The 24,889-nt window shown below is 42.2% G+C and carries 17 protein-coding genes and 1 pseudogene; 10 read left to right on the forward strand and 8 right to left on the reverse strand.

Annotated elements, in window-relative coordinates:
- Positions 1 to 22: 22 nt before the first annotated feature.
- Positions 23 to 949, reverse strand: a complete 927-nt coding sequence (locus tag ACYRY3_RS40185) for an ABC transporter ATP-binding protein (protein WP_460207421.1) — start codon at positions 947 to 949, stop codon at positions 23 to 25.
- A 175-nt stretch (positions 950 to 1,124) separates the two neighbouring features.
- Between ACYRY3_RS40185 and ACYRY3_RS40190 the strand changes: the two genes are divergently transcribed.
- The 3 genes from ACYRY3_RS40190 (at position 1,125) to ACYRY3_RS40200 (ending at position 6,469) form a co-directional block, all read left to right on the forward strand.
- On the forward strand, positions 1,125 to 2,189 hold the full coding sequence (locus tag ACYRY3_RS40190; protein ID WP_460207422.1) for an nSTAND1 domain-containing NTPase: 1,065 nt from the start codon (positions 1,125 to 1,127) through the stop codon (positions 2,187 to 2,189).
- Between the two features lie 2 nt (positions 2,190 to 2,191).
- On the forward strand, positions 2,192 to 4,681 hold the full coding sequence (locus ACYRY3_RS40195) for an ATP-binding protein (protein ID WP_460207423.1): 2,490 nt from the start codon (positions 2,192 to 2,194) through the stop codon (positions 4,679 to 4,681).
- A gap of 198 nt (positions 4,682 to 4,879) precedes the next feature.
- A complete protein-coding gene (locus tag ACYRY3_RS40200) occupies positions 4,880 to 6,469 on the forward strand; it encodes a bifunctional metallophosphatase/5'-nucleotidase (RefSeq protein ID WP_460207424.1) in 1,590 nt (529 codons plus the stop codon).
- Here ACYRY3_RS40200 and ACYRY3_RS40205 read toward each other — a convergent pair.
- Positions 6,412 to 7,212 carry a hypothetical protein gene (locus ACYRY3_RS40205; protein ID WP_460207486.1) on the reverse strand — a complete coding sequence of 267 codons (801 nt, stop codon included), beginning with the start codon at positions 7,210 to 7,212 and terminating at the stop codon, positions 6,412 to 6,414. The genes ACYRY3_RS40200 and ACYRY3_RS40205 overlap by 58 nt on opposite strands.
- Before the next feature lie 419 nt (positions 7,213 to 7,631).
- Between ACYRY3_RS40205 and ACYRY3_RS40210 the strand changes: the two genes are divergently transcribed.
- The 4 genes from ACYRY3_RS40210 to ACYRY3_RS40225 all read left to right on the forward strand — a co-directional run bounded on the left by ACYRY3_RS40210 (position 7,632) and on the right by ACYRY3_RS40225 (position 13,033).
- Complete coding sequence (locus ACYRY3_RS40210) at positions 7,632 to 9,158, forward strand: sensor histidine kinase (RefSeq protein WP_460207425.1); 1,527 nt, start codon at positions 7,632 to 7,634, stop codon at positions 9,156 to 9,158.
- Between the two features lie 13 nt (positions 9,159 to 9,171).
- Positions 9,172 to 10,320, forward strand: a complete 1,149-nt coding sequence (locus ACYRY3_RS40215) for a hybrid sensor histidine kinase/response regulator (protein ID WP_460207426.1) — start codon at positions 9,172 to 9,174, stop codon at positions 10,318 to 10,320.
- A gap of 112 nt (positions 10,321 to 10,432) precedes the next feature.
- Positions 10,433 to 11,209 (forward strand): RNA methyltransferase, encoded by a 777-nt coding sequence (locus ACYRY3_RS40220; protein ID WP_460207427.1) that lies wholly within the window; start codon positions 10,433 to 10,435, stop codon positions 11,207 to 11,209.
- Positions 11,210 to 11,446: 237 nt separating this feature from the next.
- Positions 11,447 to 13,033 carry a serine hydrolase gene (locus ACYRY3_RS40225; RefSeq protein ID WP_460207428.1) on the forward strand — a complete coding sequence of 529 codons (1,587 nt, stop codon included), beginning with the start codon at positions 11,447 to 11,449 and terminating at the stop codon, positions 13,031 to 13,033.
- On the opposite strand, the gene ACYRY3_RS40230 is transcribed toward ACYRY3_RS40225, so the two are convergent.
- The 3 genes from ACYRY3_RS40230 to ACYRY3_RS40240 form a co-directional block, all read right to left on the reverse strand.
- Entirely contained in the window at positions 13,019 to 15,019 is a 2,001-nt protein-coding gene (locus ACYRY3_RS40230) for an ATP-binding protein (RefSeq protein WP_460207429.1), read from the reverse strand. The two genes, ACYRY3_RS40225 and ACYRY3_RS40230, sit on opposite strands and share 15 nt — an antisense overlap.
- A gap of 317 nt (positions 15,020 to 15,336) precedes the next feature.
- Positions 15,337 to 16,455: a DNA-processing protein DprA gene (gene dprA, locus ACYRY3_RS40235; RefSeq protein ID WP_460207487.1), complete on the reverse strand. Its 1,119-nt coding sequence runs from the start codon at positions 16,453 to 16,455 to the stop codon at positions 15,337 to 15,339.
- A gap of 49 nt (positions 16,456 to 16,504) precedes the next feature.
- On the reverse strand, positions 16,505 to 17,233 hold the full coding sequence (locus tag ACYRY3_RS40240; protein ID WP_460207430.1) for a phytanoyl-CoA dioxygenase family protein: 729 nt from the start codon (positions 17,231 to 17,233) through the stop codon (positions 16,505 to 16,507).
- A 345-nt stretch (positions 17,234 to 17,578) separates the two neighbouring features.
- On the opposite strand from ACYRY3_RS40240, the pseudogene ACYRY3_RS40245 reads away from it, so the two are divergent.
- Positions 17,579 to 17,944 (forward strand): annotated as a pseudogene (locus tag ACYRY3_RS40245) (Uma2 family endonuclease); the annotation flags it as partial.
- 392 nt (positions 17,945 to 18,336) lie between these two features.
- Positions 18,337 to 19,329 carry an aspartyl/asparaginyl beta-hydroxylase domain-containing protein gene (locus tag ACYRY3_RS40250; protein WP_460207431.1) on the forward strand — a complete coding sequence of 331 codons (993 nt, stop codon included), beginning with the start codon at positions 18,337 to 18,339 and terminating at the stop codon, positions 19,327 to 19,329.
- A 170-nt stretch (positions 19,330 to 19,499) separates the two neighbouring features.
- Here ACYRY3_RS40250 and ACYRY3_RS40255 read toward each other — a convergent pair whose 3' ends face one another.
- On the reverse strand, positions 19,500 to 20,234 hold the full coding sequence (locus ACYRY3_RS40255; RefSeq protein ID WP_460207432.1) for a tetratricopeptide repeat protein: 735 nt from the start codon (positions 20,232 to 20,234) through the stop codon (positions 19,500 to 19,502).
- Between the two features lie 3 nt (positions 20,235 to 20,237).
- On the reverse strand, positions 20,238 to 21,164 hold the full coding sequence (locus ACYRY3_RS40260) for a ribonuclease D (protein WP_460207433.1): 927 nt from the start codon (positions 21,162 to 21,164) through the stop codon (positions 20,238 to 20,240).
- Positions 21,165 to 21,343: 179 nt separating this feature from the next.
- On the opposite strand from ACYRY3_RS40260, the gene ACYRY3_RS40265 reads away from it, so the two are divergent.
- Positions 21,344 to 23,056, forward strand: coding sequence for an HAD-IIB family hydrolase (locus ACYRY3_RS40265; RefSeq protein ID WP_460207434.1), 1,713 nt, complete (start codon positions 21,344 to 21,346; stop codon positions 23,054 to 23,056).
- Between the two features lie 64 nt (positions 23,057 to 23,120).
- Here ACYRY3_RS40265 and ACYRY3_RS40270 read toward each other — a convergent pair whose 3' ends face one another.
- Positions 23,121 to 24,200, reverse strand: a complete 1,080-nt coding sequence (locus ACYRY3_RS40270; protein ID WP_460207435.1) for a glycosyltransferase family 4 protein — start codon at positions 24,198 to 24,200, stop codon at positions 23,121 to 23,123.
- Positions 24,201 to 24,889: the final 689 nt, after the last annotated feature.

Below are 24,889 nucleotides of genomic sequence, written 5' to 3' on the forward strand. Positions count from 1 at the left end.
CTCTCTTTTTTTATCTAAAAATTTAAGATACACTCTTTCCTTTTCTCACTATCTGCAAAAATACCTTTGTCAAGTCTGCCTGCTCTTTTTGTACGCTTTTTAAAGGAACAAATTTGAGAATATCAAAAGCCTTATAAAGTAATTCCGGTTTACCTATATAGATAGTTTTTTCATCTTCAAAATCGGCACCAATTGTTTCTAATCCTGCAATTTGTGTTTTATCCAGTCCAGCTTCTATCTCAATCTTGTATGCTGTACCGGAAAACTGCTGAATAAGTTCTTGAGTAGGTGATTCTGCTAATATTTCACCTTTTTGAAGAATGGCAACACGGTTTGAAAGTTCTTCAGCTATGGCAAGTTGGTGAGTTGTCAGCAAAATAGCACAACCAGAAGCCGCAATCTCTCGCACGAGAATTTTTACATCTTCAGTCGCTTCTACATCTAGACCTAAAGTTGGTTCATCCAGTAACAAAAGTAGGGGTTGATGAACTAAGGCGACAGCAAATGCTAACTTCTGCTGCATTCCCCGAGACAAGTTCTGTACTGGAGTTCGGCGTTTGTGCATTAACCCAAATCGTTCCAAAAGTGTGGTTCCCGACTTACGGGCTTCTCGACGGGTTAATCCTTTCAACACCCCAAAGTATTCTAAATTCTCTTCTGGAGTCAGCCGCCAGTACACATTGCGATTTCCTTCTAGGACAGCACCCAGTTTTTGCAAAGCAGCTGGATTGCGGTGGGGGTCGCTTCCCGCAATTCTCACCCAACCAGCATCTGGCTGAATCAGCCCCGCCATCATTTTGATACTGGTTGTCTTACCCGCACCATTAGGACCAAGGAACGCTAGTACTTCTCCAGGGGAAATCGATAAAGAAACATCTTTGACAGCTTCGACAATTTGCTTATTTCGCCGAAACGTCTTTTTCAAGTTATAGGCTTCTAACGTTTGCATAAAAATACTGAAGCAAGTACTAACTCTTCCCATAGTACTTAAGTATTAACCAGATTGTAAGGGCGATCGCCCAGATGTATTATGTTTGTAGTTGCTCTGTCTTCGCATGCATCCCAACTCCAAACCTAAAAGTGTCTTACACTCAATTTATTTGAGCTACTTACCAAATCAGTGTATGAACTCTGCTACCAACCCTTTTGTCGCTGCGGGGATGATTCAAGACCGCAAGTTATTTGTGGGACGTAAAGAATACATTAACGCTATTGTCTCACGGATGACAGGAGTACAGCCAACGAGCATAAATGTTGTTGGAGAAAAACGGATTGGTAAGTCGTCACTGCTGTATCATTTTTTCTTGACTTGGGAGCAGCGAGTACAAAATGCAAGCCTTTATGTCGTGATTTACTTATCCCTGCAAAGCGTGCATTGTCAGCAAGAAAAGGATTTTTATGAAGCTGTTGCTCAAGAGTTGCTGAACCGCCCGACAGTTCAGACAAAACAAACAGTATGTAATTTGTTGCAAACAAGACCAATCGAACGCAAGGTATTTTCGCAAGCAATCAAAGAGTGCAAGTGCCAGGGAATATTACCCGTGCTTTGTTTGGATGATTTTAAAGAATTATTTGAGAGAAAAACCGAATTTAATGATGATTTTTATGATAACTTACGCTCTTTAATGGACAACAGCGATTTAATGCTGGTGATAGCGACAATAAGTGGGCTTGATTTTTACGCCAAACAACATCAATTAACTTCTTCGTTTTTCAATTTAGGGCACCTATTAAGGTTGGGGGAACTAACGGAAGACGAAGCGGTAGAGTTAGTGCGTCTACCAGCGAGTACGGTTAACGGTGCTCATGCAGCTTTAAGTATGGACGAACAAGGACTGACACGAGAACTGGGTGGAAATCACCCTTTTTTATTGCAAATTGCGGGAAGCTTGGTTTGGGAAGCACGTCAGCAAGGGAAGGATAAAAACTGGGTGAAAACGAGGTTTGCTCAAGAGTCAAAGCGTTTACCAGGGAACAAGCGTAGGTGGTGGCGTCGGGGACGTTTAATTGGGGATATTTTTTCGAGTATTGGTGCTTTTAGTTTATGGCTGGCTGAAGTATGGAATAATGCCAAAACTCTTGTGTTGGGAATAGTCATTTTAGTTACCATTATTTTGGCTATATTCCGTGTTTTGAATCCAGATAAAGTTAAAGAATTGTTAGGATACCTCTTGAACTTGACAAAATAGTCATGAGCAGAAACCACCCACTTGCTGAACTGCGAACCTACATCGGCGAATGTCTGTACCTGCTTTATTGTGTTTATTTTAAGCCTTATACACTTGAAAGTTGGCTGCGGGATATTCATCCAAACTTAAAACCAACCAGTAATCTATGGGAAATGCAGGATGAGTTTCGTACTAACTCCCGGTTGCGCCGCTATGCAGGACAAGCACGATTGTTAATAGCGATCGCGCCTTTACTCGTTGTGATAATTGTAGCTCCGGTTTACAACTTGGTCAGTAAAGAACCTTTTGAATGGCTTCGGGTAGGGCAGTTTTTACTTGGTTGGTGGATGGGTTTGATATTAGACCCAGTTTTAAGTCGTTGGTTTGAGAGGCAATATCTTTGGCTCATGATTTTAATTCTAGCGTTAGGCGTGGCGTTAGACGTGGCGTTAGACGTGGCGTTTGGCGTGGCGGTTGGCGTGGCGGTTGGCGTGGCGGTTGGCGTGGCGGTTGGCGTGGCGTTTGGCGTGGCGTTTGGCGTGGCGTTTGGCGTGGCGTATGGCGTGGCGTTTGGCGTGGAGTATGGCGTGGAGTATGGCGTGGAGTATGGCGTGGCGTTAAGCGTGGCGTTAAGCGTGGCGGTTGGCCTGGCGTTAGACGTGGTGGAGGGCGTGGCGTATGGCGTGGCGTATGGCGTGGTGTTTGGCGTGGCGGGGAGCGCGGGCGTGGCGTATGGCGTGGTGTTTGGTGTGGCGGGGAGCGCGGGCGTGGCGTATGGCGTGGCGTTTATTCTGGGTGTGCTGCGGGTGTATTTTTGGATACCTGAGCTATTATGGATGCTATTTTTACGATTTGTTTCGCTCAATGCAGCCAAATCAAAATTATTAAATTATTTACCGCCTCGCTTTGATGAAAAAATCATTTTGCCTCTGCCTTTTATGTCCGAATTAATTTCAGATACATATAAAGAAAACCCAATCAAAGCCCGCGAGACAATTGATTACTTAATTACTTCCACTAACCAGCAAAAAGTTGCTGCACAAGTTATAGCCGATATTGTCATTGATATTACAAGTTCTTGTAAAACACTTGGCGACGTTGCTGAAACTATCAACCAGTTAAGGTGGATTCCCTCACCACCACCAAAAGAACTTGGCAATGCCTTACCCCAATTGTTAGACATTAGCCAGGATGTCAACGCATCCAATCAAACGACAACTACTAAATTTCGTCGTATTGAATTGCTCAACCGTCCCATTGAAGCTTTGCAAACACTTCAAAGCAGCCTAGCGTTTGAAAAAAATCCCAAAATAGCTACCAATTTTCGCCGCATTACCAACAACTGGCTGGAAATTATCACAACTGCACAGTCCACGCTGCAAGAACAAGTAGGGGAACAAAGGGAAATTCCACAACGTTACATTGCTGGTAATTCTTTAGATCCAGAAACTGCTAAAGCTCGCTTTAAAGGACGCATTGATATTTTTCGGGAAATTAAATCTTTAACACTCTCAGAACAGCCACCTGTTCTACTATTATATGGCGATCGCCGCACGGGCAAAACCTCAGCTCTCAAATATTTACCCTACAAAGTAGACTCAAAGCTTGTACCTTTACTCGTTGATTTACAAGGTGCAGCATCTGCAACAACACTCAATGGCTTAGCTGAAAATCTAGTATCCCAAATTCTTGAAGCTGCACGACGATTACCCCGACGTTTAGATTTACCTTATCCCAATTTGGATAGAGAAGGGAATTTCAGCATCTCTGCCAACGATCCCTTCATTGAACTACAGAATTGGTTCACAAAAATTGAAGGTAGTCACCCAAACAAGCGCTTTCTGCTTTGTTTGGATGAATTTGAGCGTTTGAGCGAAGTAGTTGAGATGACAAAGAGTCGAGTTCCGCTTAACTTTCTCCGCAATATTTTACAACACCGCCGTCAGTGGACTTTGTTATTTAGTGGTTCGCACTTGGTTGCCGAACTCCCCCCATATTGGAACGATTATTTGATTAATACTCGTACTGTGCGCGTCAGTTTTTTAGATGAAACATCAGCCCGCGAGTTGATTGTAGAACCAGTGGAGGATTTTCCGAAAATATACGAACCAGAAGCGGTAGATAAAATTATCCAACTTACCCACTGTCAACCCTATCTCGTCCAACTGGTTTGTTATGAAGTTGTGGAATACCTCAATCAAGAAATCAGAAAAAATAGACGAGAAATCACAACAGCGACAGCAACTTTACGAGATATTCAAACAGTTATTCCTACCGTATTAGAACGAGGCGACCAGTATTTTCGGGAATTATGGACGAGTTTAAGTCAGAAAGATAGGAATTTACTCAAGCGTTTAGTTAAAGGCGAAACCCCGACTCAAGAAGATAAAGGGGTGGTGAACAAATTAATACGCAAGGAAATTTTGACTGAGGAAGGTGGTTTACGAGTGCCTTTAGTGCAACGATTTGTGGCGCAGGTGATTGATGAGGAAATAGAGGCGTCTGAAACATAGGTAGGGTAGAAAGCAGTTTTACATTATCATATTGTGGTTATAATTCACGTCTTGTATGCCCAGAGGTGGAAGGGAATGGTGGGCGGTGCCCACCCTACGGAACTTTAGCTTTTTGTTACTACGGGGATGATTCAAGACTCCAAGCTGTTTGTGGGATGTACAATAAATTCCGTAAAATAGGACTTTTCAAAGCTAAATATGAAACTTATTTCTCACGGGTGCGGTATCCTTTTACAAGTATTAGCGGCAGTAACCTTAGCGACTCCTGCACTTGCAGAAACCGTTAATATTAACCTGCTACAACTTAACGATATCTACGAAATTACTCCTGTGGAGGGTGGAACTCGTGGTGGTTTAGCGCGTGTCGCCACCTTACGAAAACAGCTTTCCAAAGCCAATCCCCGTACCTACACTTTGTTAGCTGGAGATGCCTTTAGCCCTTCGGCTTTGGGAACTGCCAAAATTAATGGTACACCTCTGGCTGGTCAGCAAATGGTATCTGTGATGAACGCCTTGGGGTTTGACTATGCGACTTTTGGGAATCACGAATTTGACCTACCAGAAAACCTCTTCTATCAAAGATTGCAAGAATCTCGGTTTCGCTGGATTTCCAGTAATGTATCAGATAGCACAGGGCAACCCTTCAAGGGTGTTCCTCGTTCAATGGTTTTCAATGTTAAAGGCGATCGCGGTGCTATAGTTAGGGTAGGATTAATTGGTGTAACCCTGGATAGTAATCGACCTAAGTACGTCAGTTATACCGACCCGATTGAAACAGCCAAACAGCAGGTGAAAGCACTGAAGGGTAAAGCTGATATTATAGTTGCCATCACTCACCTATCAATTGAAGATGACCGCAAACTGGCCGAAACCGTACCGGAAATAGACATAATTCTGGGTGGTCACGAACATGAAAATATCCAGCAATGGCGGGGGCGGGATTTTACACCGATTTTTAAAGCAGATGCTAATGCACGTACAGTTTACGTTCACCAATTGAGTTACGATACTATCAAAAAAAGTCTTGCAATTAACTCCCGATTGGTACCAATTACCGAAGAAATTCCTGAAGACCCAAAAACGGCAAAAATAGTCGATGAATGGGTAAAACGAGGTTATCAAGCATTTCGCGCCGATGGTTTTGAACCAACTCAGAAAATTGCTCAACTGACATTTGCTTTAGATGGTTTAGAATCCAGCGTCCGCAACACATCCACAAATCTGACAGAGTTAATTGCCAAGGCTATGTTGCAGGAAGTACCTGACGCAGATTTAGCCGTATTTAATAGCGGTTCCATTCGCATTGATGATGTAATTCCACCCGGTCCAATTACCCAATATGATGTGATTCGGATACTGCCTTTTGGTGGTAAAGTTCTTGCAGTAGAGATTGATGGTGCGCTTTTGCAAAAAGTCTTGAACCAAGGGCAAGCCAATAAAGGCACTGGTGGCTATTTGCAAACAACCAAAGTGAGTCAGGAAGCAAATTCAAGAAATGGGTCGAGGCAAAATCAACCCCTTGACCCCAAACGCACTTATAAAATCGCTATAAATGACTTTTTAATTAGCGGGAAAGAACAAGGATTGGACTTCTTAAATCTTCAACAACCAGGGATTAAACTGATTGCTGAAAAACGGGATATTCGTTTTGCGCTCATTGACCATTTAAAAAAACAAGAAAATTCTAGTAAAATGCTGCAATCAAACCAAATTCCCCAGAATTTATTTACTTACGAAACATTGACCCAAAAATCAGCAGTATTAATTTTGCCATTGCGATTAAACTGAACCCAAAGCTTGTATGTTCCTGGCTGAGGGAAACTTGTCTTAAAAGCTATCCGCCCATCTACAGTATTTTTGAGAGCATGAGCATGGATGTAATCAGCTGTTGTCAGCGGAAGCGAGCTTTTTAAAATGACTAAATGCCCCTTTTCCCCCAAGTAAGGTTGTAAGTCCTTAACTGGTTGATTGTTAGCTGCTTGCGTGACATCAAACGTTAAGGTCACCTCTTGACCGGTCTTTAGAGTTGGTTCAGGCAACTTCAAGTTGACTTTAGTATCTGTTAAGTTCTTGGTTGTATTGAAATTTCCCAGTTCTTGAGGAAGAGGAACTGAACCGGGAATATTCAGTGCCATGAGAGAAACTTGTTCTTTTTGTCCCGATGGCTTGTAATCGCTGAAAAGCTTATACTCACCAGCTGTAGGAAAAGTAGCTTTAACCTCAAACTGCCCATTCCCTTTATAGTCGGGATGAATATGAGTGAAAGATTGCAAGTCCTCTCTGACTAAAATCAAGTGCATTGCTTTTTCTTGAAAAGTGTCAAACTTTGTGACAGCTTTTCCTTGAGAATCTTTAACATCAATGAGCAAGGAAAGAGGCTGTTTTTGAGAAAGATTTTTAGGAAGTGTTAATTTTGCCTGGGTTGTTGAGCCTTCTTGATGGCTGTGTTCCATTGAATGTCCGTGTTTGGAACAAGCAGAAGTTAGTAACAAAGTCGCGATCGCAGCAATTCCAGCCAAGCCATATTTCATCATAATGTTTAACCTATTTATTTCAAATAATTTGACATTAACTCTCTCCAGGGCTTTTCCTATAGAGTAGGTTATCCGTAAGTTTTTGCCCAAGAATGATTTAAGGAGTAACTTTGACTTAAGTATTCTTACGCTTTGCAGAAAAACAAGAAAAGATGAAAATTCAGAGGTTCTGACTCTCGAAGATTTATTTATAGCACTTTGCTTTTAAACTTAATAGTCTTTTTACATTTGGTTAAGAGATTTTATGTATGACCGTAACATTTGTTATGCAAACAAAAAATCAATCTGAAAACCTTTCAAGTTAATGCCCCAAGCATTATCTTAGAAAGCAGAGAAATGGCATAAATTTTCATGTGGTTTCTTCTCAGTGGAATTACTTATAAATACCGGATAACTGCATAGAATTACCCGATTTTATGACTGAATTATTACAAAATTTTCTATCCCAACAGTTTATTCCTCACGGGCATTGCTACCTTTGGATACCAAACTTAGTGTGGCTTCACGTCCTGTCAGATTTATTAATTGCAATTGCTTATTATTCAATACCATTTATACTGGTATACTTTGTCCGTCTCAGACCGGATGTACCTTTTGCAGGGATGTTCGTGATGTTTAGCGCATTCATTATTGCTTGCGGCACATCACATTTAATGGAAGTATGGACACTATGGCATCCAACGTATTGGGTTTCGGGATTTATCAAAGCCATCACTGCTATTATCTCTGTTTTGACTGCGATCGATCTTGTCTCTGTGTTACCCAAAGCCCTAGCTTTACCCAGTTCATCAGAACTAGAGGCAGCTAATCTTGCTTTGCAAAAAATACGTGATGAACTAGAAATAAGAGTTCAGGAACGAACAGCGGATTTAATAGAAATTAACAAATCACTAGAGGCAGAAATCAACGAACGTAAGCGGATAGAGGAGGCTTTGCGGGAAAGTGAAGCGCGATTTCGCCTCATAGCTTATACAGCCCCAGTCATGATTTGGGTGTCTGATATTGATAAGTACTGTAATTATTTTAATAAAGTCTGGTTGGAGTTTACTGGAAGAACTATTCGACAGGAAATGGGTAATGGCTGGTTAGAATCTGTCCATTTAGAGGACAGAGAACGTTGTTCTTTTATCCGTTCCAAAGCTTTTGATGCTTGTCAAAGCTTTAAAACGGAATACAGGCTGAGACGATTGGATGGTGAGTATCGCTGGGTTTTAGATACAGGTATCCCACGTTACACGGAAAATGGCAACTTTGCAGGTTACATTGGCTCTTGTGTTGATATTACCGAACGCAAGCAGGCAGAGGAGCAGATTCAAGCTTCCCTACTAGAAAAAGAAGTCCTTTTAAAGGAAATTTATCATAGAGTTAAAAATAATTTACAGGTTATTTCTAGTTTACTCAATCTTCAATCAGAATATATTAAGGATAAAGACGATCTAGAAATCTTCCAACAAAGCCAAATGCGGATCGAATCAATGGCTTTGATTCACCAAAAATTATATCAATCTCAAGACCTAGCAAGGATTGACTTCGGTGAATACATTCGCGATTTGGTAGCAAGTCTCTTTAGTTCCTATGAGGTGAATACAAATGTGATTGCGCTTACAGTGAATATTAAGAATGTTTTATTAAGCTTAGATGCAGCAATTCCTTGTGGCTTGATTATCACAGAGCTTGTTTCCAACTCCCTAAAATATGCATTTCCTAAAGGAAGGACAGGAGAAATTTGTATTGAAATTCAGTTAGAAAGTAATATGTTTTATACTTTGAAAGTCAAGGATAATGGTATTGGGTTACCTTCAGAATTTAATTTAAAAAATATAACATCCTTAGGCTTGCAGTTAGTAGAAGCTTTGACAAATCAATTATTAGGGAATATACAGATGAACACTAAGAGTGGAGTCGAAGTGCTAATTACATTTCCTATTCTTGAAAAGAAATAAACTGGAGAAAAAAATGACTGGGACAACAATTTTAGTTGTGGAAGATGAAGGAATCGTTGCTAAAGACTTACAAAAACGTCTTGTAAAGCTGGGTTATAATGTACCTGCTCTTGCTTCTTCAGGAGAAGAAGCTATTCATATGGCGGAAGATATACATCCAGATTTAATACTAATGGATATTAGATTAAAAGGAAACATAGATGGTGTAGAAGCTGTCCAGCAAATCCAAAGTAAATTTGATGTTCCTATCATTTATCTTACTGCTTATGCTGACGATAATACATTAGAACGCGCTCGTCTAACAGAACCTTTTGGTTATTTACTCAAACCTTTTAAAGAAAAAGAATTACACACGACTATTGAAATAGCTCTAAGCAAATATAAAAAGGAAAAGCAACTTATTGAAGCTTATCAAAAGCAACTTGAACACGAGCAAACGTTAGCAAAAATAGCAGAAAGTAACAAATTTAAAGACGAATTTTTATCTACTGTCTCTCATGAGTTGCGTGCCCCTCTTTCTAATATTAGAATGGCAATTCAATTACTGCAAAATAGTGGAGTCGCTGAACAAGGTCAGCAATATATTAATATTTTAAAAGCAGAGTGCGATCGCGAGATGAGTCTGATCAACGATTTGCTGGATTTGCAGAAGGCAGAATCTGGAATAACTCGCCTGTTAAATGGTGAACCATTAGAGTTACAGTACTGGCTTCCCAACATTATTGATGGGTTTTATGCCCGCATTCAGGAACATCGGCAAACTCTACGGCTAAATATTTCCCCAGATACACCCCCACTGATTTCCGATAATGCCTGCTTAACAAGAATCGTGGGAGAATTATTAAATAATGCTTGTAAGTACACTGCTGCTGGGGGTGAAATTGTTATTGCTGTTCACAAAGATACTTCCACTTCTACTACTGTAATTACCATTAGCAATTCAACAGAAATTCCCGCTGCCGGTTTACCAAAAATTTTCGAGAAATTCTATCGTGTTCGCAGCCCTGAATTCAAAAAACAACAAGGCACTGGTTTAGGGCTAACTTTAGTGGAGAAGCTGGTTGAACAACTAAAAGGCACAATTGAAGTTGAAAGCACTGGGGGATGGACAACTTTTTCGTTAAAGTTGACCGATTTAGCCGTTAGCGAACCTCAATCCTGATGTTACTAGTAGTCCGTCAACGGACAAGTAGAATGTGCGGCATTGCCCACCCTACAAAAAATGATGGACAGATTGCTATAAAATCAATTCAAATTGGCATGAGAGAGCAACAATGGCACTGGGCTTGGTGAGAATCATCTTAGTAGAACCAGCAGGTCCAATGAATGTGGGATCGGTGGCAAGGGTAATGAAAAATTTTGGGTTCAATCATCTGGTGTTGGTCAATCCCCAATGCGATCCGCTTTCAGCAGAAGCGCGTCAAATGGCGGTTCATGCGAAGGACGTTTTAGAATCAGCCTTATCAGTGGAGACTTTGCCAGAAGCTTTGCAAGGATGTACGCGAGCGATCGCAACAACTGCCCGCGTTCGTTACTGGGATTCCCCTCTGGAAAATCCGCGTACAGCACTGCCCTGGTTATTAGAAAACTCAGAACAATCTACAGCGCTTATCTTTGGTAGAGAGGATCGGGGATTGAGCAATGAAGAATTGAACTACGCTCAGCGGTTTATTCGCATTCCCACGAGTTCGAGCTATCCATCACTCAATTTAGCCACCGCTGTTGCCCTTTGTTGCTATGAACTGGCACAAATTGAGGTGGAGGCTGAAAAACATGGGGACACACAGACAGAAAATATCCCCCAGCCCCTTCAAGATCCTGCTCCTATGGATTTTTTGGAAGCATATTATCAGGAACTAGAATCGCTGCTGCTCAAGATTGGTTATCTTTACCCCCATACATCTGCTAGCCGAATGGCAAAATTTCGGCAATTGTACAATCGCAGTCAAATACAAAATAAAGAAGTTTCCATGTTGCGAGGTATTTTGCGACAGGTAGAATGGGCACTAGGGCAAGATGGCAGGAGCCAGAATCTTGATGAAGAACTATAATTGAGATTCTGTTGAGTTACCAGGCATCCCCCCAAAGGATAAAAACTTGGCTTACACTAATTACTAAATATTATTTGTTAAATACAGAGGTATTAATTCATCGTGTTTGGGTGGTCAGCACGTAAAAAAAATCTTTTTCATTCCTAATAGGCATTAGTATGTAATTGCCCCTATGCCCTCGAATTCACCTAGAATAAATATTAATTATTATATAAAATTTTATCATCAGGCTATGTTATGGATACGAGAGCTCGTATAAAAGCCGTCCCCAGGCATCAATCCCCTTCTCGCCGTCCGGTTCCCCGCAAAGTTCAAAAGCAGGGACCCAAGAACGCGGGAGTTCACAACCAGCAGCGTTCCTCACAAAAGAAACCAGCGTCTCCACGTATCAAGGTTATTTCACCAATGAATCCTGCTACTGCACCCGCAAGACGACCAAAAGTAGCAGCGCCAATTATCAGACCTACGGTGACTTATAGACCGAGCATTCCTCCCTATAACCCCAATACTGTAGAATTAAAAACTGTAAGGGTACGGAAGCAGTTGCCGATCCGACAAAGCAGTTCATCTCAAAGAACACGGTTGAAGCCGATGGCAAGAACAATTTTGTATGCGCTGCGGTTGTTAATTGTAGGAGTTGGTATCGGTGCGATTGTAGGTACGATTTTATCAGTATTAGACCCTGCCACTCGTCTCACTACCCCAGGTGGAGCATCACCCAATACGGCAATTGAGCAAGCCCAGTCCCAACCTACCCCAACTCCCACACAAACTGCTTCTGGCTTGTACTTATCCCAAGAAATTATTCCCTTGAAATCTGCTATACAAAGTTTGGCAGTTGCAAATCCAAATCTCACACCTGGTGTTTTCTTAGTTGATTTGGACAACGGTGGTTATGTGGATGTAAATGCATCTTCGAGTTTTTCTGCTGCTAGCACCATCAAGATTCCAATTTTGGTCGCTTTCTTCCAAGACGTGGATGCAGGGAAAATTCGTCTGGATGAAACCCTAACCCTTGAAAAGGAAATGATTGCAGGTGGTTCTGGGAATATGCAGTACAGCGCTGTAGGAACCAAGTTTACAGCACTTGAGGTTGCAACCAAGATGATGACGATTAGCGATAATACAGCAACAAATATGCTGATTGCTCGCTTGGGTGGTATTGAGTCTCTCAATCAGCGCTTTCAAACTTGGGGTTTGTCAACTACAGCAATTCGCAATTTATTACCCGATTTGGGAGGTACAAACACAACGAGCCCCAAAGAGTTGGGTAATTTGATGGCAATGGTCGGGAAAGGGAATTTGGTAAGTATGCCATCCCGCGATCGCATACTGGACATTATGCGTCGTACTGTCAGAAATCATTTGCTCCCCGCAGGTTTGGCATCGGGCGCAACCATTGCCCATAAAACGGGCAATATTGGAGTAATAATCGGTGATGCAGGTTTAGTTGATATGCCTACTGGCAAGCGTTATGTTGTGGCTGTGATGGTACAACGCCCAAGTAACGACCCCAGTGCCGAAAAACTCATTGTCTCAATTTCTCGTGCTGCATACGAACAGTTTAACCAAAATCCTCCCATTCCTAACAGCACGGGAAGTAGTAGCGTACCAAACACCAATTATCAGCAACCGCCAGTGATGAATCAACCATTACCCGGTGGCATAAGAACTACTATACCTCCCACAGGGTATCAGCCGCCAATGATGAATCAACCGTTACCCAATGGCGTGGGAAATACCATACCTCTAACCGGGTATCAACCACCAGTGATGGCTCCACAAGTAGCTCCGCAATATTACTATCCTTCATACCAACGTTAATAGCGGTAGCTTGATTGTGAAGGTAGCTCCCTGTCCGGAACCAAGACTGGCGACTTCTATTGTTCCGCCATGTAGTTCTACTAAATGACGGGCGATCGCTAACCCTAATCCCAAGCCACCTTTTTGGCGATCGCCATTAGCCTGACGGTACCGTTCAAACACGTAAGGAAGAAACTCCGCACTTATACCGCAGCCCGTATCGCTCACCGTGATTTGAGCGAAGGTTTCAATCCGCTCCAACCGCACTTCAATTCTGCCACCCTCTGGCGTAAACTTAATAGCATTCGAGAGTAAATTCCCCAAAACCTGCTGTAAGCGATTGGGATCGCCCGAAATAGGCTCAATGGAACTGTCAACTGAAGATTCTAACTGAAGGTTTTTATCGCGGACGAGGGGGTAAGCAGTTTCAAAGGCTGTCTGAATGACGGTAGCTAAATTTACCTCACTCAAGACTAGCTTTAGATTGCCTTGAACGATACGTGTAATATCCTGCAGGTCTTCAAGCAATTTCTCTTGAAACTTCGCGCTTTGCTCGATAGATTGCAGACCGCGAGCCACTGCCGCCTCATCTAACTTAACATGACACAGTAGATGAGTCCAACCTAGAATGGCATTCAGGGGACTGCGTAAGTCATGAGTAACCATTGCTACAAATTCATCTTTGGCACGGTTAGCTGCCTCAGCCTGTTCGAGAAGTGTGGCTTGTTGAATAGCAATTCCCACCTGGGTTGCCAATTGCTTGAGTAAATCAATTTCCACCTGAAGCCATTGCCGGGGGGCTTCACAGTGATGGGCGATAAGCAGTCCCCACAATTCCTCGTTTTGAAGCACGGGAACAACTAGGTTAGCCCTAACTTGATACCGCGCCAATAGTTCAACGTGGCACGGGTCAATACCTGCATTGTAGATATCCGTTTTTGCAACAACAAGCCCCTGCCGATAGGGTTCGACCCAGGTTTCCCTGAAACAGGGATCGTAAATGTTAGTTGATACAATCGAAGTCCAGTTCGGGCTGACGGATTCCATGACCACAGTTCCGCTGCCGTCCGGTTCCAAGCGGAAAAGGAGCACGCGGTCGGTTTGGAGGAACTGCCGCACTTCCTCCACGGTTGTCTTAAAAATTTCTTCTAAATTAAGTGATTCACGAATGTGTTGGGCAATCTTTGTTACAACCTGCTCCCTCAATAACTGTTGTTTCAGGGCAACTTCCGCCCGCTTGTGCCTGGTAATATCCAGCGCCGTACCTAAAATCTGCTGCACCGAACCATTAAAGTTTCTTTTGAATACGGTTTCTTGACTGCAAAACCAACGCCATTCACCGTTTGCGTGACGCAGCCGATACTCAAACTCTACAATCTGTCCATCCTCAATTGAGCTAAACCGCCCGAAGTGTTCGGGAACTCGAGCCAAATCCTCAGGGTGCATCAACTCCTCCAGCACCCCTATTCCCATTTCCTGAATCTGTTGAGGAGTGTAACCCAAAACTTCGGCAGTCTGACGATTGATGTAGACATTATGCCGTTTGACAATGTCTTGAACGTATAAAATCCCAGGAGTTGTATTAGCAATCTGTTGAATCAATCGCTGAGTTTCCCGCAACTGGGCATTTTCTATAACACTATTGAGTGTAAAAAGCAAGTCGCTGGCAGTCGTCCGTCCTTTAAACAGATAATCCTGAGCGCCCCTCTTTATAGCCTGCACGACAACCGATTCATTGCCCTGTTCAGCAAGCACGATCGCAGGCGGAACATATCCTTGTGTCTGCTGTTTCAGCTGCGCTAAAAATTCCAGTCCATCCATGTCAGGCAGCACACAGTTTAGTAAGATGCTGTCGGGATTGAACTGCTGACACAATACCAATCCTCCTTCTCCCGATTCTTCTTCCAAAATTGTGTAGCGGTACTCTTGGTCTTGGAGCAAATAGCGGCGATAAATCTCCCTATCTTCCTGACAATCATCAATAATCAGAACGGTTCGTTGTTCCATAGTGCACTCTCCCAACAGTGTATTCGCTACTTTCTGCTGTGACTACGCAAATAAACGCTGTCGGCTTAATGTCAAGTTAGCTTATGAATATTAAGATGAATAATAGTTGCTTCTAACTAGTATTCATCAACAAGTCTCCATATAGTATAAAAAAGCATTGACCTAGCATTAGCAAACTGTTTTCCTATTGCTCTAATACATACCATAGCTTTAAGCTTGAAAAAATTCAGCGTACATAAATCTAACTAAGGTTATGTGTAATTTGTATTCATATTTACAATATAACTTAATATGAAGTTGCGGAGTACGACGAGAAATTAACATCGTTGATATCGCATTCCAGGAAGTTGTGAAATCAAACCCATCAATTCTAACTGTAATAAAGCGCTGGAGATTGAACCAGCACTCATGCCAGTCTTTTGGGCAATCAAGTCGAAGGGTAATGCCTCTGAAGAAATTGCATCCATAACCCGTTGAAGTTCCGGTGATAGATCGGGCAAAGTGAGTTGCTGCGGCGCAGGCGATGCTTCCACAGAATCAAGTTCCGGTATTGCTCCCAACATTTTTAGGAGTTCGTCTAATTCTTTGAGGATGGGAACAGCCCCCTGGCTTATCAGTTTTAAACACCCCTGAGAAGGGTAGTCATCTACTCTACCCGGTAATGCATACACATCTCGTCCAAATTCATTGGCATAACTGGCGGTAATCAAAGCACCTGATTTTGTTGGTGCTTCCAGTACTAATATGGCTCGGCTTAACCCTGCTATGATTCGATTGCGACGGGGAAAGTGAGTGCGATCGGGTGGAGTTTTTGCTGGATGTTCGCTCAACACCAATCCGTTGGGTAAAATCTGTTTGTACAGTTCTTTGTTTTTGGATGGATAAACCACATCCACACCCGTTCCCAGGACTGCTAGGGTGCGTCCTCCTGCTTTAATTGTAGCGGCATGGCTTTCAGTATCAATTCCCTCTGCCAAGCCGGAAACAACTGTGAAGCCATTTTTAGCTAATACAGTACTAATTTGGCGAGCCCAACGCAAACCATACTCTGAGGGTTGGCGCGTACCCACAATACCAACCGTCGGTTTGTACCCGAGATTTTCTTGCAAATCGACTTCACCACGGTAGTACAAGACAGGTGGTGGGCTGGGAATTTCTAGCAGCAACCGGGGGTATTCTGCATCTGCAGGCGTCCAAAAATGCGGGTTTTGCTCTTGGTGTTGCTGGAGAAATTTTTCTGGGTGCAAACGCGATCGCTGTTCCACCACCTTGGATAATGTTTGAACACCAAAACCTTCTACCTCTCGCAATTGAGCAGCTGTTGCATCCCAAGCCCCTGCTAGCGTGCCAAAATGCTGCTGCAAGCGACCTAACAATATAGGTCCAATTCCAGAAATTTGCGCCCACGCCAACCAATAAGCACGTTCTTGTCCCACCAATTCCCCATCCTCATCCCTTCTAGGTTTATTGTTCCCAATTCCAAACCTAAGGATAAAAACCTGGAGTCTTTAAAATACGCCGTTGTGCTTCTGTTAAGCCGGGATAATCATCGGGGTTATAGTAATACCGCGCCCAAGCACTGGCATAGGGAGAATACTTGTAAAACAGAGTGCGGCGTTCGTGTTCTCCTTTCCAAGGCAGAGTACCGTGAGTCAGGGCTTCGGTGAAGATGATTGCTGTTCCTGCTTTCCCAGAAATTTCTTGTACGCAGGGGAGTGGGTTTTCTAAATCCTCCCACTCTTTGGGCAATGGTAGATTGCTTTTATGACTGCCCGGTATGCAGCCGAAACCACCAGCGCCCTTTGGTACGTCTGTTAGGCTATAAGCTACTGCAACCAAACCGTTGTGAATTTTTCCTTCTTTATAAAGGTAATATTGACAAGGGTCATAGGGAGTACCACCGCCATGCAGTAAGCTGCCAATTGGACCTGTCCCTTGGCGGATGACATGAACGTAATCGTGATCTAAGCGAAAGTTCACTCCCAGTAGAGCATAGAGATAAGGCGTGATTCGGGGATTGTCAATGAGATTTTGAAACAGAACTCCCCAACTTAACAGGCTATCAAAGCGTACCCATAGTTTTCCCGGCTCATCTACACGAGCAATCTGCTGGTCTAAAAGTGCATTAATAGCTGCTATCTCTGCTGGAGCTAGGGCATTTTCCAGCACTAGAAACCCTTGTAAATCAAACAGGTAGCGTTCAAGCTCTGTCAAATCAACATCCCATCAATTTTATTTGCAATTAATCTTCCGAGAATTTTAACACAGACACCGTAGGTTGGGTTGAACGATAGTGAAACCCAACACAATCCATCGCTTGTGAAACCCAACACAATCAAATCGCTTGTTAGATTTCCTTCTGTAACTCAACAAACCTTCGATATCATTATCTAGAGCTAACTTAACTTTGTTGCGTTATGTTGCCCATTAATAATTTTGGTGGGCGGTGCCTTTTTGGGTTATGTTGCCCATTAATAATTTTGGTGGGCGGTGCCCACCCTACTTTTTTAGCGGTATTATGTTGATAAAATATGATAAATAAGAAATTAGGTAATATTTATGCAATTACAAACCAAAAAAATCTTTACACCTGAAGAATATCTAGAACTTGAGGAAAAAGCAGAATATAAAAGTGAATATCGAGATGGAGAAATTGTACCTATGGCTGGGGGAACGACAAATCACAACGAAATTGCAGGAAATTTGTATTCCAATTTAAAAGTTTCCCTAAAAGGACGTGATTATCGGGTTTATATTGGAGATGTGCGTTTGTGGATACCTCGTTATCGGCAATATACATATCCCGATATCATGGTCATTCAGGGACAACCTGTTTATACGGGAACGAGTACGACGACTGTCATGAATCCCTCATTTATTGCTGAGGTTTTATCTACATCGACTAAAAATTATGACCAAGGAGATGGGCAACGAATTCGCGTGCATGGAACAGAAGGGTATGTAGAAATCCTATAATGGGGAATTCGGATGCGAAAACGTTGGAAAAGTAAATTATTAATCTTCCCAAGCATTCCTCTTTTGCTTACTTGAATCTTTAACTGAGTTACAAAACAGAAAAGCGTAGTACGGCTCTTCTTCTCTCTGTTCGCTCTGCATCTAATGCTGCTAAATAAATTTCCTTTTAACTGTAGAACACGAACTACCTGATATTTGTCACAATTAATTTTTCTAAAAAATATTTAACAATTATTATAAGAAATGGTAAGAAAAAAAGAGGTTAAATAAATAAACAAAACCATCTCGAAAGAGAGGACTATCATTTTCCCAGATTTCAACATAATTTAGGAGGTCTAGGAATGATTGGACTAAAAGCAGAAAAGCTACCCTCTTCTCTTCCATTAAAAATGTCTTTTGATTCTGAAAGGATTCAAGAAGAACTGAAAATAGTCAATTCCTTTAGTTGGATACCAGAAGAGCCTTTTTCTTTCAAAGATTTATGGGGTTCTTCCCCAGAAATTTTTCATGATGGCAAGTGGAAGGGTCTAAGTTTGCGATCGCAAGGAGGAAGATGGGACAAATCCGATCCAGGTGGTCCTGGTTTGGAGCCTTTTGAAGAAACAGCTATTCTCAAGCATACTCCTTATTTTAAGGAAATCATTGACAGCTTTAAATGTTATAAGCGAAGTGTCCGTTTATCTCTGCTACCTGCAGGAGCTTCCATTCAGGAGCACTGCGATACTTATCATGACTTTAAATACGGTCAAATACGTTTACACATCCCGCTTGTTACTCATGAAGATGTCATGTTAGTGATTGATGGCGATCGCTATCAGTGGGAAGCAGGTCAGGTGTGGTATGGTAACTTTGCGAAACCTCATAGGGTTGAAAATAATAGTCCTTTGGATAGGATACATATGATCCTTGATGTCATTATTAACGATTTTGTACTAAACTTATTTCCTGAGGACTTTATTGCTAAAGTGAGGACTAATGGTATTATTGAGCATCAAGAGCCAGTGAATTTACCCAAAGAAAATCTGGAGAAATTTGAATGCAAATTTATCATTCCTGCAGCTCTTATGAAGGGAATTTTTGAGACGGATGATGGAATTCCCGGTGAGTTTAATGCAAGTATAAAAATACAAGCCGATCGGCTTGTATTTTTTGTAGAAGAGAGACCGTTAATCTCACTAGTTCCTATTTCTCCGACACGTTTTTGCTTTACTGGTTGGACTTGCGAGCGCTACTTGGAATTTGAAACTTTCAACAATTCGGTTTGTGATTTACAGTTGGTAATATGCAGCGGGCGTCACAAGACGAGGATTAATTTGCCTTTGTTTAACGATTGATATTTTGCGTCTTTTTAGTAATAATGGGCGGTGCCCACCCTCCGGTTGGAATTTCTTGGTGATGGTGGGCGGTTGCCCACCCTCCGGTTAAATACTTCGACAAGGTGAAATGAAACTTACTCACGAGCAAGTACAAAAATATTCAATGACAAAGGACTAATGACAAAAGACTATTGCCCAAGCTCTTTCATATTATTCATAACTTCTTGATACAACTGCTGATTCTTCTGTTTTTCAAAGATTTTTGCTGCTTTCTGCAAGTCAGCCATAGCACCCTCTTTATCTCCTAGTGCAGCGCGAGCGTTTCCCCGGTTATTATATGCTGCGGCAAAGTTGGGGGAGAGGCGAATCGCTTCATCGTAATCAGCAATGGCTCCTTCTCTATCTCCCAGGGCAGTACGGGCGTTTCCTCGGTTATTGTAGGCAACAGCATACGTGGGATTGATGCGAATTGCTTCACTGTAATCGTCTACTGCTGCGTCTCTCTCTCCGCTAGCCGCCCGAGCGTTTCCCCGGTTATTGTAGGCTTCGGCATATTTGGGATTGATGCGAATTGCTTGATTGTAATCCGCGATTGCCTGCTGTCTATTTCCCAAACTAAAGTAAGCCAGCCCTCGCTTATTATAAGCATCGCTATTATTGGAATTAAGGTTAATCGCTTGACTGTATGCAGCAATCGCCCCTCTAGAATCCCCTTGAGTTTGCCTGTACTGACCCAGAGTGTAAAAATCTTTAGCGCTGCTTGGTCTAACAACTGAACGCAAAACAGGACGAGATTGGATGTCTGTTACAAATACTTCTTTATTGTTATTACAAGCAACAGTTGCAATAGCTACAAATGCAGCCAGCAATGAAGGCAAAAATTTTAAGTTTGAAGTAGAAATTTTAGCATCGCGGTTCTTCATCCTTTATCCTTCATCCTTTTTTTCGTCACCTTCTTGATTTTTGGAATTCAGTCTCCACGAAGTCGTTTTTTCAATATCCACAGACAGTTGTTCGAGATTTTCCCCTAAATCCTTTTGTAGTTTTTGAGTCAAAGTGATGGGAAAATCAAAGTCAATGTCTTGGTTTTGTAAGAGTCGTACTAGTTCTGTAAAGGACACTTTTACAGTCGTGCGTTCGTAAGGAGTCAGCTTCAAATATGATGTTTCAGATACATTTTGAGATTGCATGGCTTTTTTGATGCGCTCTTGCAAATGCTCGTATTCTGAATTTAATATTTTCCACTCTTCCTCAATTTGTATGTATCTTGCATTTAGTTTTTCTATATCTTCTGTAGCGGGTTCTGGATTTATTTCTTTGCTTAATTCTACCAAATTCAAATGCACTTGAGCAAGATAAATGCAGTCTAGGTAAGCATACTCTATTTGTTCTTCGGTTAAAGGTCGCCGTCCCCAATCACTCGTCTGTTCTTGTTTATCTATAGTCCGAAAATCACAAAGTTCCTCAGCTAAAGTTTTGAGTTTGTAATTGGAGACTGGTAAAGCATAATAAGGAATTTTTTTCGCCATTTCTAAAGTGCAGGTGATATTTTTTGCTTTCTTACTACCCAGAAATTTCACATCAAAATTAGCATTATGGAATACTTTTTCAATATTGGAATTAACCATAATTTTGTCAATAAACTCAGCAACTGTATCGGGCTGGTTGAGGACATCCAAAATAAACGTGCGATCGCCGCTCAAATCTGTGGGGTTGTCCAATACCTGAATCAGTGATAATCTGGGGTTGCGACTGTTGTAGTCAGCAACTTCTGTATCAATCCATAAAGTACTGGCTTTTGTATACTCAGCAACAAGAGAACGGATAGCGCTTTCTGAAGTTAAGTATGGCATGTGTGATTTTTCCTAAAAAGAGGCAAGGGTAAATTCGGTTATAGCTACCTAAAATAGCATTTTCAGCAAACGGGTATAGGGTTATTTATTTCTCAAGCCGGATTTCATCCCTCTGTGACTCAGGTCATTTTATGTATGTACATCTTTTATGCCTGGAGTTACTCCACCTTTAATTACCCATGCGCTACTTTGTCTTAGCCACTGATTACGATGGCACGCTAGCCGCAGATGGTCATGTTAGTGATGAAACCGTAGCAGCGCTGAAACGCTTGCGCCTTTCCGGTCGAAAACTTATCATGGTTACGGGTCGCGAGCTAGATGATTTGCAGCGTGTATTTCCACAATTGGATTTATTTGATTGTGTCGTGGCTGAAAATGGCGCTCTGTTTTACTCACCCGCTTCACGTCAGGAAAAACCATTAGGCTCAAAACCACCCGAAGAGTTCATCAAAGCATTGCGCGATCGCCAAGTTAACCCCTTGTCAGTAGGTCGAGTTATTGTTGCTACCTGGCATCCCAACGAAACAACTGTACTGCAAACAATCCGCGAGCTAGGGCTGGAGTTGCAAGTTATTTTTAACAAGGGTGCGGTGATGGTGCTGCCCTCAGGGATCAACAAAGCAGCAGGGCTGACTGCAGCTTTAGATGCAATGAAGTTATCTCCACACAATGTTGTAGGTGTTGGTGATGCCGAAAATGACCATGCTTTCCTAGAATTGTGCGAGTGTTCTGTTGCGGTTGCCAACGCTTTGCCAATGGTCAAGGAACGAGTGGATTTTGTCACGAATAACAGTCGCGGTGAGGGTGTTATCGAACTTATTGACAAACTACTGGCTTCGGACTTGTCGGAAATAGATACCCAACGGGAAAAACACAATATCTTACTGGGGACAAAAGAAGATGGCTCTTCTGTAAATATGAAGGCTTACGGCTCAAGTTTATTACTGGCTGGCACTTCTGGTGGTGGTAAATCTACTTTGGCAACAGGTGTACTTGAACGCATCGCAGAACAAAGTTATCAGTTCTGTATTATTGACCCAGAAGGCGATTACGAAAACTTTGAAGGAGCAGTTATTTTAGGTGATGCCAACCGAGCACCCAGGATAGCAGAAGTACTAGACTTGCTTGAACAACCACATCAAAATGTCATTATTAACTTGTTGGGTGTTGGTTTAGCAGATCGTCCGGCATTTTTTGCCGAACTTTTACCTCAATTGCAAGAACTTAGAGCACGTACTGGTCGTCCTCATTGGATCGTTGTAGACGAGGCTCACCATCTCATGCCTGCCTCTTGGAATCCCGCTTCTCTTACACTACCCCAAGAGCTAAATTGCATGATGCTCATCACTGTCCACCCAGACCAAGTTGCGCCAGCTGCCTTGTCTTTGGTGGACGCTATCATTACTGTAGGTCTGTCACCAGAAAAGAATATTGAGCAATTCTGTTCCGTCGTAGGTCATTGTCCGCCACAGCTTGCTCCCCAAACCCTTGAACCGGGAGAAGCGATCGCATGGTTCCGACAAGCAAATTCCGATCCCTTCCGCTTCCGCATCACTCCGGGACACACAGAACGCCGCCGTCACGTTCGCAAGTATGCTCAAGGACAACTCGGAGAAGACAAAAGCTTTTACTTCACAGGACCAGAGGGTAAGCTCAATCTCCGCGCCCAAAACTTGATTTTGTTCACACAACTGGCTGAAGGTGTTGATGATGAAACCTGGTTGTACCACCTGCAACAGGGAGATTATTCACGCTGGTTTCAAGAAGCAATTAAGGATGATTCTTTGGCAGAGGAAGCTGAACAGATAGAGAAAACTGCTAACAATTCAGCAACGGAAAGCCGCGCTGCTATTAAAGCTGCTATCGAACAGCGTTATACCTTACCTGCTTAAACCGTTACATAACCCTCCCCTTATAAAGAGGAGGGAATTTTATTTCTGTCGGTCAAAGTACTTTTTACTTGCTAAGCTGACTGGCTAAGGTGCGGGAATAGCCATTTTGAGCAAATTTCTCTGCAAGTATTTTCTGATAAACAGCTTCATAACCGTCTACCATACTTTTAACGCTAAAGTTTTGCTCTACATGAGCGCGACAAGCACGACGGTCAATTTCTCCTAAACGTGCGCTCGCTTTCACAAATTCCTCAACACTATTGCACACAAAGCCTGTTTGACCATCTAGGATCACTTCTGGCACCGAACCCAGAGATCTAGCAATTACAGGAGTTCCAGCCGCCATTGCCTCAACCATCACCAACCCAAAAGGTTCGCGCCAAGCAATGGGGAAAAGCATTGCTAAGGCTCCACCCAAAAGCTTATTTTTCTCAAAGTGATTGGCTTCACCCAAAAACTCTATTTGCTTGCCATCAATATGAGGCTTCACCTGACTCTCGAAATATTCTAAATCTACCGCATCTACCTTACCTGCCATCTTAAGTGGAATCCCCGCTCGCTTAGCAACTTCAATAGCGATGTGGGGTCCTTTCTCAGGAGACATCCGTCCCAAAAATGCTAGATATGGAGGCTGTTGTGGTTCGGGATAGAAGCGATGACTGTCTGTATCTATACCGTTATAAACTGTTGCAGCGTAATTTAGACCTAATCTAGGTTCTCGCTGAGAGTGAGATATGCTGATGAAAGGTTGTTTGCAACTTGCGGAAAAGATTTTCTCGTTATCTGGGGTGAATATACCGTGTAGTGTATGAACGGTACGGGTCTTGACAAAATTTGCGTAAGTTAAAGCTGGATAGCCTACATGAGAATGGATAATGTCAAATTCTTCTGCCTTCTGATAGACGCGACTCAGTAGCAAGGCTTCGTAGACGTTGTATTCTTTAACAGTCGAGTCCAGACGTAAAGCTTTGGGACAAACGGTTTCTAATTTTGCTAAAGTTATGGAATCTCCTGATGCAAATAGCGTAACATCATGACCGCGTCGGACTAATTCATCAGTCAACAAACCCACCACTAACTCAGTACCACCATATCCAGGAGGAGGTACTCTTTCCCATAATGGAGCAACTTGAGCAATTCGCATATTATTCTCCTAAAACATTCCTAAAAATATCTGCACTGGCATTATGATAGGCAGCTATTTACATCAATTGGTAACAGCGAAGTAAGCCGATAGAAATAAAGTTAACTGATGAGTCGTCGCTGGTTCTCAGTCATTAATCGTTTGTATCGAGCAAAAGACTAATGTTTCATAACTAATGACGGTCAACATGGTTATATTTAATTCTGTCCACTTACTTATTACTTATCAATCAATCCTCAGGTATAAATTTGTCTTTGCTGAAGAAGGGTTATCTTTGACTGGCAATCCGTTTGCATCGGAAAAGGGTGTAACGGCAACATTTCTTTATGAACTAATGATTCTTTACAAAATCGGTTTGATATCGCCAACCAAATATTCACGAATAGTTGATGAATTTGAATGATTTTGAGTGAATTTAGCATAATTGATGACACCAATTCAACTTTGTTCTCGAATTTGAAATCTGACTGAATGTTGCATACAAGTGCTTGAGACAATAGACAATCAATTACAAAAAATTTCAACCTTAGCGCTGAACACTCTTAACAACTAGACTTGAGATAGATTTGATATCGAGTTTTAATTAAAATTTAGAAAGACTCTGAACACACTGTAAATTACGGTAAATACTCTACTTTTGGTAGAGAGAACCGAACTTAACCAGATAAAAAGCGTGCTTTGTGAAAAAA

The organism is Scytonema sp. NUACC21 (assembly GCF_054684315.1).